Source organism: Salinarchaeum laminariae, assembly GCF_023204835.1.
GTDB lineage: Archaea > Halobacteriota > Halobacteria > Halobacteriales > Salinarchaeaceae > Salinarchaeum > Salinarchaeum laminariae.
Window position 1 is genome coordinate 1,914,552 of sequence record NZ_CP096270.1, and the last position, 13,606, is coordinate 1,928,157.

Consider the following 13,606-nt stretch of genomic DNA (forward strand, 5'->3'; position numbering starts at 1 on the left):
CCTTCTTCAAGTGGCGGGGTGTAGCTCCCGACATGCGGTTCGTTATCATTGGCGCCGGTCGTGTGGGACTCCGCACGGCACGCGTTCTGAGTGAAGAGGGACACGACGTGGTGATCGTCGAGCGCGACGCTGCAAAGTCAGAGCGGGCGCGCGGCCAGGGCTACGAAGTCGTCGAGGGCGACGGCTCCCGGGAGGAGATCCTCGAGGAGGCCGGCATCGACGGCGCCGACGCGCTCGGTGCGCTCACCGGCGATCTCAACGTTAACTTCGCAGCCTGTATGATCGGGAAGCATCGTGGCGCGCGCACGGTCCTGCGCATCGACGAGGACTACCGCGAAGAGATCTACCGGAAGTACGCTGCGGAGGTCGACGAGATCGTCTACCCCGAGCGCCTCGGTGCGATCGGTGCGAAGAACGCACTGCTCGGCGGCGACATTCGCGCGATCGCGGATATCGCACAGCACCTGCAGGTCGTCGAACTCACGATCAGCGAGACGGCACCGATCCGTGGCTACTCCATCAGCGAGCTCCAGTTGCCGGCCGACGCCACCGTTCTCGCGTTCGGCAAGTCCGACGGGGCACTCGAGATCCCCTCACCGGACGAATCGCTCGAGAACGGCGACCGGCTGGTCGTGCTCGCCGACTTCGGCGTCCTCGACGACGTGCGACAGCTCGTCGTCGGTGAGGCTGGCCGCGCTGCAGCAGGAGGTGTCAACTGATGGTGACTGCCTACGTTATGGTCAAGGCAAACACCGGCGCAGCCGACCGCCTTCGTGAGGAAATCTCCGGGATCGAAGGCGTCGTCGACACCCACATCGTCGCTGGCGACGTCGACCTGATCGCCAAGGTCGAGGTCGATACGCCGGGCAAGGTGAAGGACGTCTCCGCGACCTCGATTCAGGCCATCGACGGCGTCGAGGACACGCGGACGTACATCGCAATGGATTGACTCCCACCTTTTTTCGCGGAGGGTTTCCTCGGTCGATCGGAGATCGACCTGCGGGAACCCTCCGCCAAAAAATCTGGACCAAAAAAGGCCGTCCCTCACTCGCTGCGCTCGTTCGGGACGGTGTCCTCGTGAGCGAGCACCGCGAGCGAAAGAGGTGGTTCGAGGCGGCAGAGCCGCCTCGTCATGCCGAAAATCTCCGATTTTCGAGCAGCTCGAAGGACGCACGCGTCCTTCGGTGAACCGCTCGCTCCTTTCAGTCGCTCGCGGATGCTGGGCTTTGATCGCTGAATACCGCCACTCGACGGTGCAATCCGCCAACTACAGCGGCGTGCCGCCTCGCTCAGCACCGCCGTCCTCGCTGCCCGCTTGCTGGGTCGCCCGACCGAGCAGGCCAGCGACGGGATCTTCGTACTCGTAGCCAGGGATCACGCCCTGGACGTACGTGCCTTCGACGAAGTCGACGATTGCCTTCGCGTCATCGACGCCGGTGTCGGCGTTCCAGGCGAGGAAGGCGAACTGGGCCGTGACGCGACCGTCAGAACGCACGATTTCGGGCTCGGTGTCGGAATCGACCTCTGCGACCTCGTAGGCGTCCTCGAGCCGAAGTGCGAGGGTCTCGAACCAGCCGTCCTCCACGACGTCCGCGACGCCGTCGCCCGCGACGGTAGCGTCGAGGCTCGGCATCCCGACTTCGACCTCGAACCGGGCGTCGCGACCTTCCTGTTCGATTGGCTCGGCGCTGACGGTGGCATCGAACGCCGTCGTCGTCACGGTATACCCGTTCTCCGAGCGTTCGAGTGCGCCGTGCTTCTCGAACGCACGTCGTGCGGGCTCGTTCGGCTCGTCGCTCATGGTCTCACAAGTGGCGTCGCTCACTGTTGGGGGTTGCGGTCCGCAGGAGGGGGCCGGCGTGGTTTGGCTCTTCGCGGAGGTGGTCCGTCTCTCTGCGGAGGATCAGTCCAGTTCTTCGCGGAAGACCTCGCGAATCGCGTCCGCGACCGTTTCGAAGTCGTGGAGGGGTCGAGGATCGGTCGTGACGAAGACGCCGTCGCGGTCGCCGGTCACGCGGATGAGATAGCCGTTTTCGAACGCGCGGATCGTGAACTCGTACGTGCCGAGTTCGGTCCCCTCGTACGCTGCCTGGGTCAGCCGGAATCCGCGCCACTCGTGCCCGATGAACCCCGTGAGGTCGGCGTCCTTCTCGAGGTCGCTCCGGAGGTAGAGCTGCTCGAAGTCGTCCTTGGTGAAGTAGGTCACCGATCGGCAGCTCTCGCCGAGGGCCGTCCGACTGACGCTTCGGATCCGTTCGGCGGTTTCGTCGGCCAGGAGTGCTCCCATGCGTCGGCCAACGCCATCCACTGTGATAAGTGGGGTGCCGGCGGCAGTCCCTCCCCGCCTCCCGCGTACAGTCGCACGGCGTGCAACGCCCCACTGACGTTTATGTGCGATCCGGGAATAATCCCGCTCATGGCTACGTGCCCGGAATGTGGGTCAGACGTCGATCCCGACGACCGGTTCTGCACCGCTTGTGGCACCGCGCTCGACGACGTCGAGTTCGACGAGGGGGCCGGCGAATCGCAAGGGCCTTCGCGCGTGAACGTTCCGGCGAACCCCTTCACGCTCGACGTCTTCGAGTTCAGCTTCAAATATCCGCTCGCGAACGGGTTTAAGTCGCTGGTCCTCGGCGCTCTCCTGTTCGTCCTCTCGATCCTCGTTGTCCCGATGTTCATGCTCACCGGCTATCAGTACCGCGTCGGCCGAGCGGCGGCCATCGAAGAGATGGCGCCGCCCGAGATCGGTGACTGGTGGGGGCTGCTCGTCGACGGCCTTCGGCTGTTCGTCGCCATCGCCGTGTTACTCGTACCCGCGATGGCTGCGTTCCTCGGGCTCCTAGTCGCCGATCAGACCGCGCTCGCGATGCTCGTCTACTTCCCATCGCTGCTGTTCGTCGCAGCGATTCCGCCCGTGTTCTACGGCACTGGGAGCGTCCGTGGCGTCTTCGGCAACCTCCGCTTCGTTCGGTTCGTCGCCACGGCCAAGTTCTGGATCGGTCTCGCCTACCAGCTCGGGATCAGCTTCGTGCTCCAGATGGCCTTCTTCCTCGTGTCACTCCTGTTGATCATCACGATCATCGGGATCATCCCGTGGCTGTTCCTGATCCCCGTCTTCCTGGTGTACAGCACGTTCGTCCAGGCAGCCCTCTGGGGTCGGATCTACCACGATGCTGCCGAGGACGGCGTTGTGGACGAGATCCAGAACCCAGGCCAGATCGAGAGCCGGTGGTAGGTGCGATCGTCGGCGGTTTCTGGATTACTCGATCGATCGTTCACGATTTGCCGTCGGGAATGCAGCGCCCGTTTTCAGGCGTTTCGCGCCGTCTCGCGTAGCAATACCGGCACGCTTATACGGCATTCTCGGAAAAGCTGTAGGCGACGACAGCCGGGCGCGTCGCGATTCCTGTCCCGGTACCATCCATCGCAATGAGAGAACGCACACGAGCCAGCGAGCGAGCCGACGAGGAGACGGTCGAGGAGGAGACTTCGGAGGACCTCTCCTGTCCAGAGTGCGGGGGTTTGCTCGTAAACGACGAGGAGCACGGAGAGACGGTCTGTGACGACTGCGGTCTGGTCGTCGAGACCGACGAGATCGATCGCGGCCCCGAGTGGCGCGCGTTCGACTCCAAAGAGAAAAACGAGAAGTCCCGCGTCGGTGCCCCGACGACCAACACGATGCACGACAAGGGGCTCTCGACGAACATCGACTGGCGCGACAAGGACGCCTACGGTAACTCACTCGGCGCCCGCCAGCGCGAGAAGATGCAGCGCCTCCGCAAGTGGAACGAGCGGTTCCGGACCCGCGACTCGAAGGAGCGCAATCTCAAGCAGGCGCTCGGTGAGATCGACCGGATGGCTTCCGCGCTCGGCCTCCCGGACAACGTCCGTGAAACAGCCAGCGTCATCTACCGACGTGCGCTCGAGGAAGACCTCCTTCCCGGGCGATCCATCGAGGGCGTCTCGACGGCCTGCGTCTACGCCGCGGCTCGACAGGCTGGCGTCCCGCGCAGCCTCGACGAGATTTCCGACGTCTCCCGCGTGGAGAAAAACGAGGTCGCACGTACGTACCGATACGTCGTTCGCGAGCTCGGCCTCGAGGTCCGTCCGGCGGACCCCGAGAGCTACGTGCCCCGCTTTGCCTCCGGACTCGAACTCTCCGACGAGGCAGAGCACCGGGCTCGTTCGCTGCTCCAGAACGCCAAGGAGAAGGGCGTCCACAGCGGCAAGTCGCCGGTCGGCCTCGCGGCCGCGGCAGTGTACGCCGCTGCGCTCCTGACCAACGAGAAGACCACGCAGGCGGCGGTCAGCGAGGTTGCGGACATCTCCGAGGTCACGATTCGGAACCGCTATCACGAACTCCTCGAAGCCGAGGAGAGTCTCGGCGTCGCCTGATCGTTCGGCCGGTTGCGCTCCGTTTTCGGCCTGTACTTTCCTCCATTTTCCGCCTCTAGCCGGCGTTCTCCTGACGGTTGCGGGTGGAAAGGTTGACTGTGCTCGACGGAGTGGCTGATGTCAATGGACTTCGACTCGTTCGTCCTCGCGGCTGCAACGGCCGACCTCGCCGACGCCACGCATCCGATGGCTCGCGAACACGCCGACGCCGCCGAGTTTCGGATGGACCTCGCCGATGGCGACGCGCTCGCAGCGTTCGAGGCGTACGACGCCGATCTCCCGATCATCGCGACGAACCGCGTCGAGTGGGAGGGTGGTGAGGCAGCGGACGACGCCGACCGACTCGACGCGCTCGCGACAGCCGCAGAGTACGATGCCGTCGAAGCGATCGACGTGGAACTCGAGGCGATGCGACGCGGCGACGCTGCAGGCATCGCCGATCGGATCCCGGAGGACGTGTCGATCGTCGCGTCCGTCCACGACTTCGACCGGACGCCGTCGATCGAGGACCTTCGTTCGCTGGCGAGCGCAGCGACGGAGCACGGCGACGTCGGGAAGGTCGTCACGACAGCCGAGTCCGTCGACGACGTGCCCCGGCTGCTCTCCGTGACCCGGGAGTTCACGGCGCAGGGCAGCCCCGTCGCGACGATGGCGATGGGCGAACCCGGCCGTCACTCACGCGCCGTCGCGCCGATCTACGGCTCCCGAATCGGGTACGCTCCCGTCGATCCTGCTGACGCTACCGCGCCTGGGCAGTTCGACGTGGCGTCGCTCGCCGAGCTCGTCACCGAACTCGCTCCGAACCCGGAAGCATAAACCATCGCGTCAGCAAGCGCCCCTATGGGACGACCTCGCCCCTGGCTCGCGGCGCTTCTCGCCTTCCTCTACCCCGGTCTGGGCCACCTCTATCTCCGGGAGTGGGCTCGCTCGTTGCTCTGGTTCGTACTCGGCGTCGGAACGGTGATGCTTGCGATCCCACAGGGACCGATATCCGAAGCCTCCATCACGGATCCTCAGTCGATCGCTGATGCGTCAGAAGCTATGACGGCGGAGGCCTCGACCATCGGCCTCCTCGTCGTGGTCACCGTCTTCGTCTTCAGCATCGTCGATGCGTACACGATCGCGCGCGGTCTCAAGGTACGCCACGCTCGCGAAGCGGCGGGCGGGTCGACGCAGGACTGCCCCGTCTGTGGGCACGAACTCGACGAGGACCTCGACTTCTGTCACTGGTGTACGACGCGGTTCGAGACCACGTCGAGCGAGTGACTGTCGGGAGGTCGGTTGCAGGTACTCGCCGTTCAGTTCTCGCACTTCGCGCACTTCTCTTACTCCCGGCCGTCAGATCTCTGTCGCCCAGAGCCGGTAGTCCTCGTCGTAATCGAACCCGTCGACGAATATCCGGTCGACGACTGCAGCGATCCGCTCCGCATCGGCGTAGGTCGTGACCCGGAGATTGCGGCCGTCGGCGTCCTCAGGTGAGGCCTGTTCGTCGATGGTGAACGCGGAGGCGGTTCCGAGCACGTCGGTGATCCGGTCGTACTCCTCGTCGGTGCAGTCGAGGTTGAGCTGTGACTCCGCGTCGCTGAACTGGATCCAGGCGGGGGCGTCGGGCTCCTCGTCGTCCGCTGCGTCATCGTCCGCTTCCTCAGCGGCCTCCTCAGCGAGCGCTCCCTCGTCGACCTGGCCGTCGGGCGGCGTGTCTGCTTCGACCGTACAGAAGATGCTCCCGCGTTCGCGATGGGCTTCGATCACGTCTACGACGAGGGATCGTCGTTCGGCGGTTGCTGCCGCGTCGAATCTGGTCATAGCTTTCCATGGTGGAGCGCCCCCGAAAAGCCACGGGTGTCCGGCTGGCGCGCCGGCACGGGGAGTGTTCCGAATCCTGCAAGGTTTTAGGCGCCGGTGCGCTTCGATCAGGTATGAGTCAGCCGAAGATTCTGCTGCTCGGGCCGCCAGGTGCAGGAAAAGGAACGCAGAGCGCCAACCTCGTCGAGACGTACGGCGTCGAACACGTCACGACGGGCGACGCCCTCCGTGCGAACAAGGACATGGAGACCGAGCACGGAACGCCTCGCGAGTACATGGAGGCGGGCGAGCTCGTGCCCGATCCCGTCGTGAACGAGATCGTCCAGGCCGCACTCTCCGAGGCCGCGGACTCCGGCAGCGGGTTCGTGCTCGACGGCTACCCGCGGAACGTCGACCAGGCCGAGTATCTCGCGGAGATCACCGATCTCGACGTCGCGGCGTATTTCGACGTCTCCGACGATGAGCTGATCGACCGACTGACGGGCCGCCGAGTGTGTGACGACTGCGGCACGAACTTCCACGTCAAGTACGCTCCGCCCGAGGAAGAGGGCGTCTGTGATGAGTGTGGTGGCGAGCTGATCCAGCGTGACGACGACACCGAGGAGACCGCTCGCGAGCGCCTGCGCGTTTTCGAGGAGAATACGCTCCCGGTCGTCGAGTTCTACGACGACGAGGGCGACCTCGCGCGCATCGACGGCGAGCAGTCCCCGGACGAGGTCTGGGAGGACCTCCAGTCCGCCGTCGAAGACGCGCAATAACGCTCTCGACCCAATTTCTTTCTTCTTCCTTTCTTCTTTCTCTCTTCTTTCTCTCTTCTTTCTCTCTTCTTTCTCTCTTCTTTCTCTCTTCTCTATCTTCTTCCTTCCCCCATCTCTCCCTCCTTTTCCCTCCTCTCTCACCGTCCGTGCTCTCGCAGAGACACCCACGGCCGTCGATCGACTTTCCATCACTCGAGTTTCTCGTGCCGTAGCCGATACAGCCGAGACACCCGATGTGAAAGGTTGATTACGGCGCCCTCGTAACCTTCGGCAATGGCACGGACCGCGCGGAAGGTACAGCAGCTCGTCCAGGAGGGCGAGGAGATGGAGGACGCCCTCCGGACGGTCCACTCGGTGGCCCAGTCCAACGGGGGCAGCGTCGCCTGGGAGGACGTCGACGACGACCTCACGAGCGGGCAGTGGGGGCGCATCATCGAGACGGGGCTCCTCGAGAGTAACGACGACGGTGGGTTCGACCTGACCGATCCCGACGGCGTCGACGAGGCCCTGAACGGTGACGCCGACGCGGAGGTCGTCGATCTCGACTTCTCGGACATTCCGGAGATCGGCGAGGAAGCCGAGGAGGCTGCCTCCTGGTCGCAGTGGGACAAGCTCGCCGCGGTGGGCGCGGTCATGATGATGGTCGGCTACTACTTCGACCCCGTTCAGAACGCGGTCGGCGGAGCGCTGGACCTCGCGCTCGGCCCACTGCTGAACGTGTTGCCGTTCTATCTCGTGATCTTCTCGGTCGCGCTGCTCACGGGGCTGTACTCCTCGCTCCTGATGGCGAATCTGATGGATCAGGAGACGATGTCCGTCTATCAAGAGCGGATGAGTGCGATCCAGGACAAACGCAAGGAGGCCAAAGAGCGCGGCGACGACGAGGCCGTCGAGCGCATTCAGGAGAAGCAGATGGATATGATGGGCGACCAGCTCGGGATGATGAAATCCCAGTTCCGCCCGATGGTCTGGGTCATGCTGCTCACGATCCCGGTCTTCCTCTGGCTGTGGTGGACGATCGGCCAGGGCGGTATCGGCGTTGAGAACGGTCACGACATGATCTTGCCCATCGCTGGTGGCGTCGACTGGAACGACGGCCTGCTCGGCCCGATGCGCGCGTGGATTGTCTGGTACATCGGCTGCTCGTTCGGCTTCGGGCAGATCCTCCGCAAGACGCTGAACATTCGGGCTTCGCCGAGCTGATCGGCGAGCCCGTAGGGTGCGTACCGCTACCGCCCACAACCCACTGTGACAGCGTCCTGACTCGTTCGCACCGAATCACTGTACCGGCCGAGACCGTCGCCTCTCGCGGTCACAACACTTTTTCCCTCTCCCTCCGACCGTTCGTCCAATGGTCGACCCGAACGAGCTGCTCGAAACGGTGCTGGGCGACGTCGACGGTATCCTCCTCTTCTCGCCGACCACGTCCTTCTACGAGCAGTTCGTCGACGCGGACGTCGACGTCGTCGTGGTCGCGAGCGAGAACGACCTCGACGCCGATCCGTTCGTCGAGCTGCCAGTTGCCTTTCAGGACGTCTACGATCGGGTTCGGTTCGGCATCGAAGGCGCACTGGAGCAGGGTCTACTGGACGATGGCGACGTCGTCGCCTGCATCTCGTCCGTGTTCGACGAGGATCTCGACACGGTTTCGCGTGTCCGCGTCGACGCCGACTCGACGTCTGGCGTCTACGATCTCTTCGAGAACACCCGGGCCGAGCCGGACGTCCTCCGCTCGGTGCTCGAGCTCGTGATCGAGTTGGGGAAGAAGGGGCAGAAGGGACAGCCCGTCGGCGCGCTGTTCGTCGTCGGCGACGCCGGGAAGGTGATGAACAAATCCCGGCCGCTGTCCTACAACCCCTTCGAGAAGAGCCACGTCCACGTCGGGGACCCGATCGTGAAGGTGATGCTCAAGGAGTTCTCGCGCCTCGACGGCGCGTTCGTCATCTCCGACGCGGGGAAGATCGTCTCGGCATACCGCTACCTCGAACCCTCCGCCGAGGGCGTCGACATTCCGAAAGGGCTGGGAACGCGGCACATGGCCGCGGGTGCGGTCACGCGTGACACCAAAGCGACGGCGATCGTGCTCTCCGAGAGCGACGGCATGGTGCGAGCGTTCAAAGGCGGGTCGCTCGTCCTTGAGCTGGATCCGGAGGAGTACTGATGGTTGCGTTGGCGCAGCTTCCCGACACCGAGCAGCTTCCGGAGTGGCTCCTCGACTGGCCGATCCTCCTGATCAGCATGATCGTGCTGGTCGGCGTCGTTCTCGGCTACCTGCTGGGGCGCGTGAGCAAGAGCGTGCTCGAGGCGGCTGGGGTGCCCCAATCCGTCGAAGGTACGGCCTTCGAACGGACCGCGCAGAGTCTCGGGACGTCGACGGTCTCGATCGTCTCCCGGATGCTCTCCTGGTTCGTCTACGGCGTGACCGTGCTCACCGCGATCTACGCCTTCCGTCCCGCCGACACCGACTGGATCTGGCAGCGAATCGTCGTCTTCATCCCGAACGTTTTCATCGCGTTCATGGTCGTCGTCGTCGGGTTCGTCGCCGCAGACAAGGCAGAGCTGATCGTCAGCGAACGACTCCGCGGCGTCAAACTGCCCGAGGTTTCACTCCTCCCCCGCGTCGTCAAGTACACCGTCATCTACGTCGCCTTCCTGATCGCGCTCGGACAGCTCGGTATCGCGACGATGGCACTGCTCGTCCTGCTGGCGATCTACGTGCTCGCCGCCGTCATCGTCGCCGTGGCCGCCACGAAGGACCTGCTCTCTTCTGCTGCTGCCGGAATCTACCTGCTTCTGCGCGAGCCCTACGGCATCGGCGATCGCGTGACGATCGGCGACCGCGAGGGGGTCGTTCAGGAGGTCGGCGTCCTCGTCACGCATCTCGAGGACGACGAGGCGGAGTACGTCGTGCCCAACGGCCAGGTCTTCGAGCACGGCGTCCGGCGAGAGCGAAACTGAGTGGCGGTGGATTCAGGCGCATACCGGCCGCCTTTCTGTCAGTTCGCTGCAACGTTACTCTTCAGTGGAGCTATTCGCCTCTGTAGCGGCGCTCTCGTCCGAAGAGCCACTCGCGGCTGCGGAATCGAGTGGTTTTGCGGGGACGCCGGCGACCGTCGTGTCTGCCGGAACGTCCTCGGCCACGAGCGAGTTCGCGGCGATCTGGGCGTCCGCACCGATCTCGACCCCGGGGAGGACGATGGCCCCGGCACCGATCATCGCCCGGTCGCCGACGACCACCTCGCCAGTGCGATACTCCTCCTGGAGAAACTCGTGACAGAGGATTGTGGCGTCGTATCCGACGATCGCGTCTTCGCCGACGGTGACGAGCTCCGGCCAGAACACGTCCGGCGTCGACTCGAGCCCCCACGCGGCGCCAGTTCCAACGTCCACGCCGATCCGTCTGAGCAGCCAGTTCTTCAGACGCAGGCTCGGGGAGATCCGACAGCAGACGATGACGACGTAGTTGAGCACGATCCGCAGCGGATGCTTCGCGTCGGGCCAGTGCCGTAACGAGTTGCGGGGCCCCGTCGTCGGGTGGCGCGAGAGTTCGTGGTGTCGGCGTCCGTCCTCGTCGTCGCTCACGCTCGGCCGTTCGCGTGGGAGGGTATAGTGGGTTTCCCCTGGTAATCGGGAGCGTGCTCGGTGCTCACTCGTCGCGCGTCAGTGCGTCGTCGCCGTGGCGCTCTCGGAGGCCTTCCAGTTCGGCTTGCTGGGTAGCCACTCGCTGGGGCTGCTCCTCGTGGACGTATGCGAACATCGAGGCGGGATCGGCGTCGACGGCCTCGGCCTCGGCGATCGCCTCGGCGACCGTCGTCTCCACGCGCTCCTCGATCGCCTCGATTCGCTCGTCGTCGAGCCGATCGGTCGCGCGCAGAAACGTTTCCATCCGGTCGATCGGATCCCGCTCCTTCCAGGCCTCGACCTCGGCCTCGTCGCGATAGGCGGTGGGGTCGTCGGCGGTCGTGTGCGCGCCGTAGCGGTAGGTCAGCGTCTCGATCAGCGTCGGCTTCGTCGCCCGTCCGACCGTCTCGTCTGCGAGTGCTGCGTCTGGCTCCCGCGCCTGGTTCGCGGCGGCCACGGTCGTTTCGTACACTGCCAGCGGGTCCATTCCGTCGACCTGGATCCCACGGAAGCCGTAGGCCTCGGCCTTCTGGCTGATCGTCGCGCTCGCGGTCTGTTGCTCCCTCGGGACCGAGATCGCCCACTGATTGTTGTTGCAAACGAACACCACCGGCGCGTCGAACACCCCCGCGAAGTTCATTCCCTCGTGCACGTCGCCTTCGCTCGTCGCGCCGTCGCCGAACTGGCAGCAGACGACGGCGTCGTCGTCCTCGTAGTCGATCGCCATGCCCAGCCCCGCGGCGTGGGGGACCTGCGAGCCGATCGAGATGTTCAGCGGGAAGACGTTCGCGTCCGCGAGCGCTTCGTTCCCGGCCTCGTGGCCCATCCAGTACTGCAGGTACCCACCGACGACTCCCCGGGAGAGGGCTGCACCGTGCTCGCGGTACTGATAGAGCATCCAGTCCTCGGGCGCGAAGGCGTAGGTTGTTCCCACCTGCGCGGCTTCCTGTCCGGCCAGTGGCGGGTACGTCCCGATCCGACCTTGGCGCTGGAGACTGACTGCTCGCTCGTCGAACCGTCGGTAGAGCCGCATGTCGGCGTAGAGCGTGACGAGCTCCGCGTCGGAGAGCGACGGCTCGTACCCGTCGGCGAGTTCGCCGTCCGGCGAGAGGAGCGAGACCGGGTCGTCGTACGGCCGATCGAGCAGCGCCGCTGCGTCCATGGTTCTCCCTGGGGCCGAGGGGAAATAGGCGTCGGGGTCCAACCGAGTTCGTCGAGTCGACCCCTACTCCTCCCAGTTCGGGTTGGTCCGCGGCGGGCTGAACGTGTCGATCCCTCGAACCGTCGTCTCGCCCCGATTCTCGGCCGCGTGGGGCTCGTTCGCCGGGATCGCGTACGTGTCTCCCTCGCCGACGACAAGCTCCTCGCCGTCCACGACGAAGGTCAGTTCCCCCTCGTAAACGACGCCGGTCTGTTCGTTGTCGTGGCTGTGTTCGGGGACGACTGCCCCCGGCTCGATCGCGAAACCCTGCACGTTCATCCGATCTGCTCCCGCGAGGAGTGACAGATGCACGCCCTCGACTGCCTCCGTGGTCTCGGCTTCATCGAAGGATTCGACGTCCATACGCGGAATGGGTCGCCCGCTGCGATAAATCTGCGGCAGTTGCTGATACTCGGTGCGTGCCTCCGGTGTGACACTCGACTACTAGGTATTGCAGCTCTGGGTAGGTGGAACAGCACAGCAGACCGCCCCCGGATTCCGGGAGACCTTCGGTCTCCCGACGTCGCGGGCGTGGCCCGCGACAGCCCCCTCCTGCTCCGCTCGCGCGACTCGCTGCGCTCCTCGGCCTTCGGCCTGCGGTGCTTAGGTCGTCGTGCTTCCCGGAGCAGTCGGCCCCTTCCGAAGTCCCACCCGGGACGCCTCTACGGGGAGCGAAGCGCGGCGGATGCTCGAGCGTGCGTTGCACTCGGGACAGACCGCCGGCTACCGCTCCCCGGCGCGATCCACCGGGGGTGAAGACTCTCCTCACATCCACCGGGTGGGACTGGAAGGGGCCGTTGACGGACTACGTCCGTCTGCTCGGGAGACCTCCGGTCTCCCGGTGACCGCTCGCGTTCGCTCGCGACGAAAGCACGGCCGAGCGTAGCGAGGCCGCGCGCAGCGAGCGAGCGGGCGCGAGCGGGAGGGGGCTTCCAAGCTGTTGCTCTCCATGTCACTCTGTGCTCGGCCACTGCAATACCTAGTAGTCCAGTCGAGCAAGAGCTACCGAATCGAGCGCACAAAAAATCCGCATCTAAACGACGATCCGTACTCGACCGGCTTACACCAGATCGCGCATCGTCGCACTGGCGTCCTCGAGGGAGGCGAGCGGATCGTCGCCCTCGTACTCGTAGATCAGCCACTCTCCGCCGATGTCGCCGAACGCTTCCGCGGCTGCCTCGATGTCGACGTCTCCGGATCCTACGGGGACGGAGTGGCCCGCGTCGACGTCCACGTCCTTGACGTGGGCGAGACTGCAGCGGTCGCCGACGGCGCGGAGGCGCTCCGCGGGATCGTCGCCGCCCAGCAGGACGAACCCGAGATCGAGTTCGAGGCCGAACTCGCTCTCGTCGATGAAGGTGAAGAAGCCGGGCTCGCCGTCGAAGTCGGAGTACTCCTGATCGTGATTGTGGTAGTGGAGTGTGTGGCCGTGCTCGGCGAGGCGGTCGTCGGCAGCGGAGAGACGTTCGATCGCGTCGTCGAGCCCCTCGCGGCTGGTGAAATACTCCTCGTCGAGCCACGCGACGACGAAGTCGGAGACGCCGAGCGTCTCGTAGAACTCGAGGGTCTCCTCGAAGTCGTCTTCGAGGTCCTCGAGGTGGATGTGGGCGCCGGCGGCCTCGAGGCCGGTCTCGTCGAGTACGGCACGTACGGCCTCGGGATCCTCGTCGGGGACGCGATAGGCGAACTCGACGCCGTCGAACCCTGCGTCGGCGACCGCTTCGAGCAGTTCGTCGAAGGGCAGGTCGACGTCGCGCAGCGTATACAGCTGAATGGCAGTCTTGGCCATACCACACTGGAGTCGGCCTCGCTAAAAGGCGGTTTC

Annotated in this window: 17 protein-coding genes; 10 read left to right on the plus strand and 7 right to left on the minus strand. The window is 65.1% G+C overall.

The features are described from left to right. Positions 1-32: 32 nt before the first annotated feature. Together MXF70_RS08950 and MXF70_RS08955 are read left to right on the plus strand one after the other, a co-directional pair. A complete protein-coding gene (locus MXF70_RS08950; protein ID WP_248515277.1) occupies positions 33-719 on the plus strand; it encodes a potassium channel family protein in 687 nt (228 codons plus the stop codon). Next, on the plus strand, positions 719-949 hold the full coding sequence (locus MXF70_RS08955) for an Lrp/AsnC family transcriptional regulator (RefSeq protein WP_248515278.1): 231 nt from the start codon (positions 719-721) through the stop codon (positions 947-949). The genes MXF70_RS08950 and MXF70_RS08955 overlap by 1 nt, the downstream gene beginning before the upstream one ends. 318 nt (positions 950-1,267) lie before the next feature. Here the strand turns inward: MXF70_RS08955 and MXF70_RS08960 are convergent, their stop codons facing one another. Together MXF70_RS08960 and MXF70_RS08965 are read right to left on the minus strand one after the other, a co-directional pair. After that, the gene (locus MXF70_RS08960; RefSeq protein ID WP_248515279.1) at positions 1,268-1,801 is read right to left on the minus strand and encodes a DUF5813 family protein; all 534 of its coding nucleotides are present in this window, start codon (positions 1,799-1,801) and stop codon (positions 1,268-1,270) included. A gap of 102 nt (positions 1,802-1,903) precedes the next feature. Continuing rightward, positions 1,904-2,287 carry a DUF7522 family protein gene (locus tag MXF70_RS08965; protein WP_248515280.1) on the minus strand — a complete coding sequence of 128 codons (384 nt, stop codon included), beginning with the start codon at positions 2,285-2,287 and terminating at the stop codon, positions 1,904-1,906. Between the two features lie 129 nt (positions 2,288-2,416). On the opposite strand from MXF70_RS08965, the gene MXF70_RS08970 reads away from it, so the two are divergent. From MXF70_RS08970 to MXF70_RS08985, 4 genes are all read left to right on the plus strand, one after another. Further along, positions 2,417-3,235: a DUF4013 domain-containing protein gene (locus MXF70_RS08970; protein WP_248515281.1), complete on the plus strand. Its 819-nt coding sequence runs from the start codon at positions 2,417-2,419 to the stop codon at positions 3,233-3,235. 194 nt (positions 3,236-3,429) lie between these two features. Further along, on the plus strand, positions 3,430-4,395 hold the full coding sequence (locus MXF70_RS08975) for a transcription initiation factor IIB (RefSeq protein WP_248515282.1): 966 nt from the start codon (positions 3,430-3,432) through the stop codon (positions 4,393-4,395). 117 nt (positions 4,396-4,512) lie between these two features. Then, positions 4,513-5,211, plus strand: coding sequence for a type I 3-dehydroquinate dehydratase (locus MXF70_RS08980; protein WP_248515283.1), 699 nt, complete (start codon positions 4,513-4,515; stop codon positions 5,209-5,211). Positions 5,212-5,235: 24 nt separating this feature from the next. Continuing rightward, a complete protein-coding gene (locus tag MXF70_RS08985; protein ID WP_248515284.1) occupies positions 5,236-5,661 on the plus strand; it encodes a DUF6677 family protein in 426 nt (141 codons plus the stop codon). Positions 5,662-5,733: 72 nt separating this feature from the next. Here the strand turns inward: MXF70_RS08985 and MXF70_RS08990 are convergent, their stop codons facing one another. Then, positions 5,734-6,201, minus strand: coding sequence for a DUF7975 family protein (locus MXF70_RS08990; protein ID WP_248515285.1), 468 nt, complete (start codon positions 6,199-6,201; stop codon positions 5,734-5,736). A 113-nt stretch (positions 6,202-6,314) separates the two neighbouring features. Between MXF70_RS08990 and MXF70_RS08995 the strand changes: the two genes are divergently transcribed. The 4 genes from MXF70_RS08995 to MXF70_RS09010 all read left to right on the plus strand — a co-directional run bounded on the left by MXF70_RS08995 (position 6,315) and on the right by MXF70_RS09010 (position 9,917). After that, entirely contained in the window at positions 6,315-6,959 is a 645-nt protein-coding gene (locus tag MXF70_RS08995; protein WP_248515286.1) for an adenylate kinase, read from the plus strand. 273 nt (positions 6,960-7,232) lie between these two features. Then, positions 7,233-8,162, plus strand: coding sequence for a DUF106 domain-containing protein (locus MXF70_RS09000; RefSeq protein ID WP_248515287.1), 930 nt, complete (start codon positions 7,233-7,235; stop codon positions 8,160-8,162). 148 nt (positions 8,163-8,310) lie between these two features. Next, positions 8,311-9,120: a diadenylate cyclase DacZ gene (gene dacZ, locus MXF70_RS09005; RefSeq protein WP_248515288.1), complete on the plus strand. Its 810-nt coding sequence runs from the start codon at positions 8,311-8,313 to the stop codon at positions 9,118-9,120. After that, a complete protein-coding gene (locus MXF70_RS09010) occupies positions 9,120-9,917 on the plus strand; it encodes a mechanosensitive ion channel domain-containing protein (RefSeq protein ID WP_248515289.1) in 798 nt (265 codons plus the stop codon). Before dacZ ends, MXF70_RS09010 begins: the two co-directional genes overlap by 1 nt. 54 nt (positions 9,918-9,971) lie before the next feature. On the opposite strand, the gene MXF70_RS09015 is transcribed toward MXF70_RS09010, so the two are convergent. The 4 genes from MXF70_RS09015 to MXF70_RS09030 all read right to left on the minus strand — a co-directional run bounded on the left by MXF70_RS09015 (position 9,972) and on the right by MXF70_RS09030 (position 13,570). Next, complete coding sequence (locus MXF70_RS09015; RefSeq protein ID WP_248515290.1) at positions 9,972-10,541, minus strand: acyltransferase; 570 nt, start codon at positions 10,539-10,541, stop codon at positions 9,972-9,974. Between the two features lie 64 nt (positions 10,542-10,605). Continuing rightward, positions 10,606-11,742 carry a pyruvate dehydrogenase (acetyl-transferring) E1 component subunit alpha gene (gene pdhA, locus MXF70_RS09020; RefSeq protein WP_248515291.1) on the minus strand — a complete coding sequence of 379 codons (1,137 nt, stop codon included), beginning with the start codon at positions 11,740-11,742 and terminating at the stop codon, positions 10,606-10,608. A 63-nt stretch (positions 11,743-11,805) separates the two neighbouring features. Next, the gene (locus MXF70_RS09025) at positions 11,806-12,144 is read right to left on the minus strand and encodes a cupin domain-containing protein (protein ID WP_248515292.1); all 339 of its coding nucleotides are present in this window, start codon (positions 12,142-12,144) and stop codon (positions 11,806-11,808) included. A 697-nt stretch (positions 12,145-12,841) separates the two neighbouring features. Continuing rightward, entirely contained in the window at positions 12,842-13,570 is a 729-nt protein-coding gene (locus tag MXF70_RS09030; protein ID WP_248515293.1) for a sugar phosphate isomerase/epimerase family protein, read from the minus strand. Positions 13,571-13,606 lie beyond the last annotated feature (36 nt).

Bases quoted from the DNA above. Each gene is read 5' to 3' on its own strand.
- MXF70_RS08950 (WP_248515277.1), top strand. From the start codon at position 33: ATGCGGTTCGTTATCATTGGCGCCGGTCGTGTGGGACTCCGCACGGCA.
- MXF70_RS08955 (WP_248515278.1), top strand. From the start codon at position 719: ATGGTGACTGCCTACGTTATGGTCAAGGCAAACACCGGCGCAGCCGAC.
- MXF70_RS08960 (WP_248515279.1), bottom strand. From the start codon at position 1,801: ATGAGCGACGAGCCGAACGAGCCCGCACGACGTGCGTTCGAGAAGCAC.
- MXF70_RS08965 (WP_248515280.1), bottom strand. From the start codon at position 2,287: ATGGGAGCACTCCTGGCCGACGAAACCGCCGAACGGATCCGAAGCGTC.
- MXF70_RS08970 (WP_248515281.1), top strand. From the start codon at position 2,417: ATGGCTACGTGCCCGGAATGTGGGTCAGACGTCGATCCCGACGACCGG.
- MXF70_RS08975 (WP_248515282.1), top strand. From the start codon at position 3,430: ATGAGAGAACGCACACGAGCCAGCGAGCGAGCCGACGAGGAGACGGTC.
- MXF70_RS08980 (WP_248515283.1), top strand. From the start codon at position 4,513: ATGTCAATGGACTTCGACTCGTTCGTCCTCGCGGCTGCAACGGCCGAC.
- MXF70_RS08985 (WP_248515284.1), top strand. From the start codon at position 5,236: ATGGGACGACCTCGCCCCTGGCTCGCGGCGCTTCTCGCCTTCCTCTAC.
- MXF70_RS08990 (WP_248515285.1), bottom strand. From the start codon at position 6,201: ATGACCAGATTCGACGCGGCAGCAACCGCCGAACGACGATCCCTCGTC.
- MXF70_RS08995 (WP_248515286.1), top strand. From the start codon at position 6,315: ATGAGTCAGCCGAAGATTCTGCTGCTCGGGCCGCCAGGTGCAGGAAAA.
- MXF70_RS09000 (WP_248515287.1), top strand. From the start codon at position 7,233: ATGGCACGGACCGCGCGGAAGGTACAGCAGCTCGTCCAGGAGGGCGAG.
- dacZ (WP_248515288.1), top strand. From the start codon at position 8,311: ATGGTCGACCCGAACGAGCTGCTCGAAACGGTGCTGGGCGACGTCGAC.
- MXF70_RS09010 (WP_248515289.1), top strand. From the start codon at position 9,120: ATGGTTGCGTTGGCGCAGCTTCCCGACACCGAGCAGCTTCCGGAGTGG.
- pdhA (WP_248515291.1), bottom strand. From the start codon at position 11,742: ATGGACGCAGCGGCGCTGCTCGATCGGCCGTACGACGACCCGGTCTCG.
- MXF70_RS09025 (WP_248515292.1), bottom strand. From the start codon at position 12,144: ATGGACGTCGAATCCTTCGATGAAGCCGAGACCACGGAGGCAGTCGAG.
- MXF70_RS09030 (WP_248515293.1), bottom strand. From the start codon at position 13,570: ATGGCCAAGACTGCCATTCAGCTGTATACGCTGCGCGACGTCGACCTG.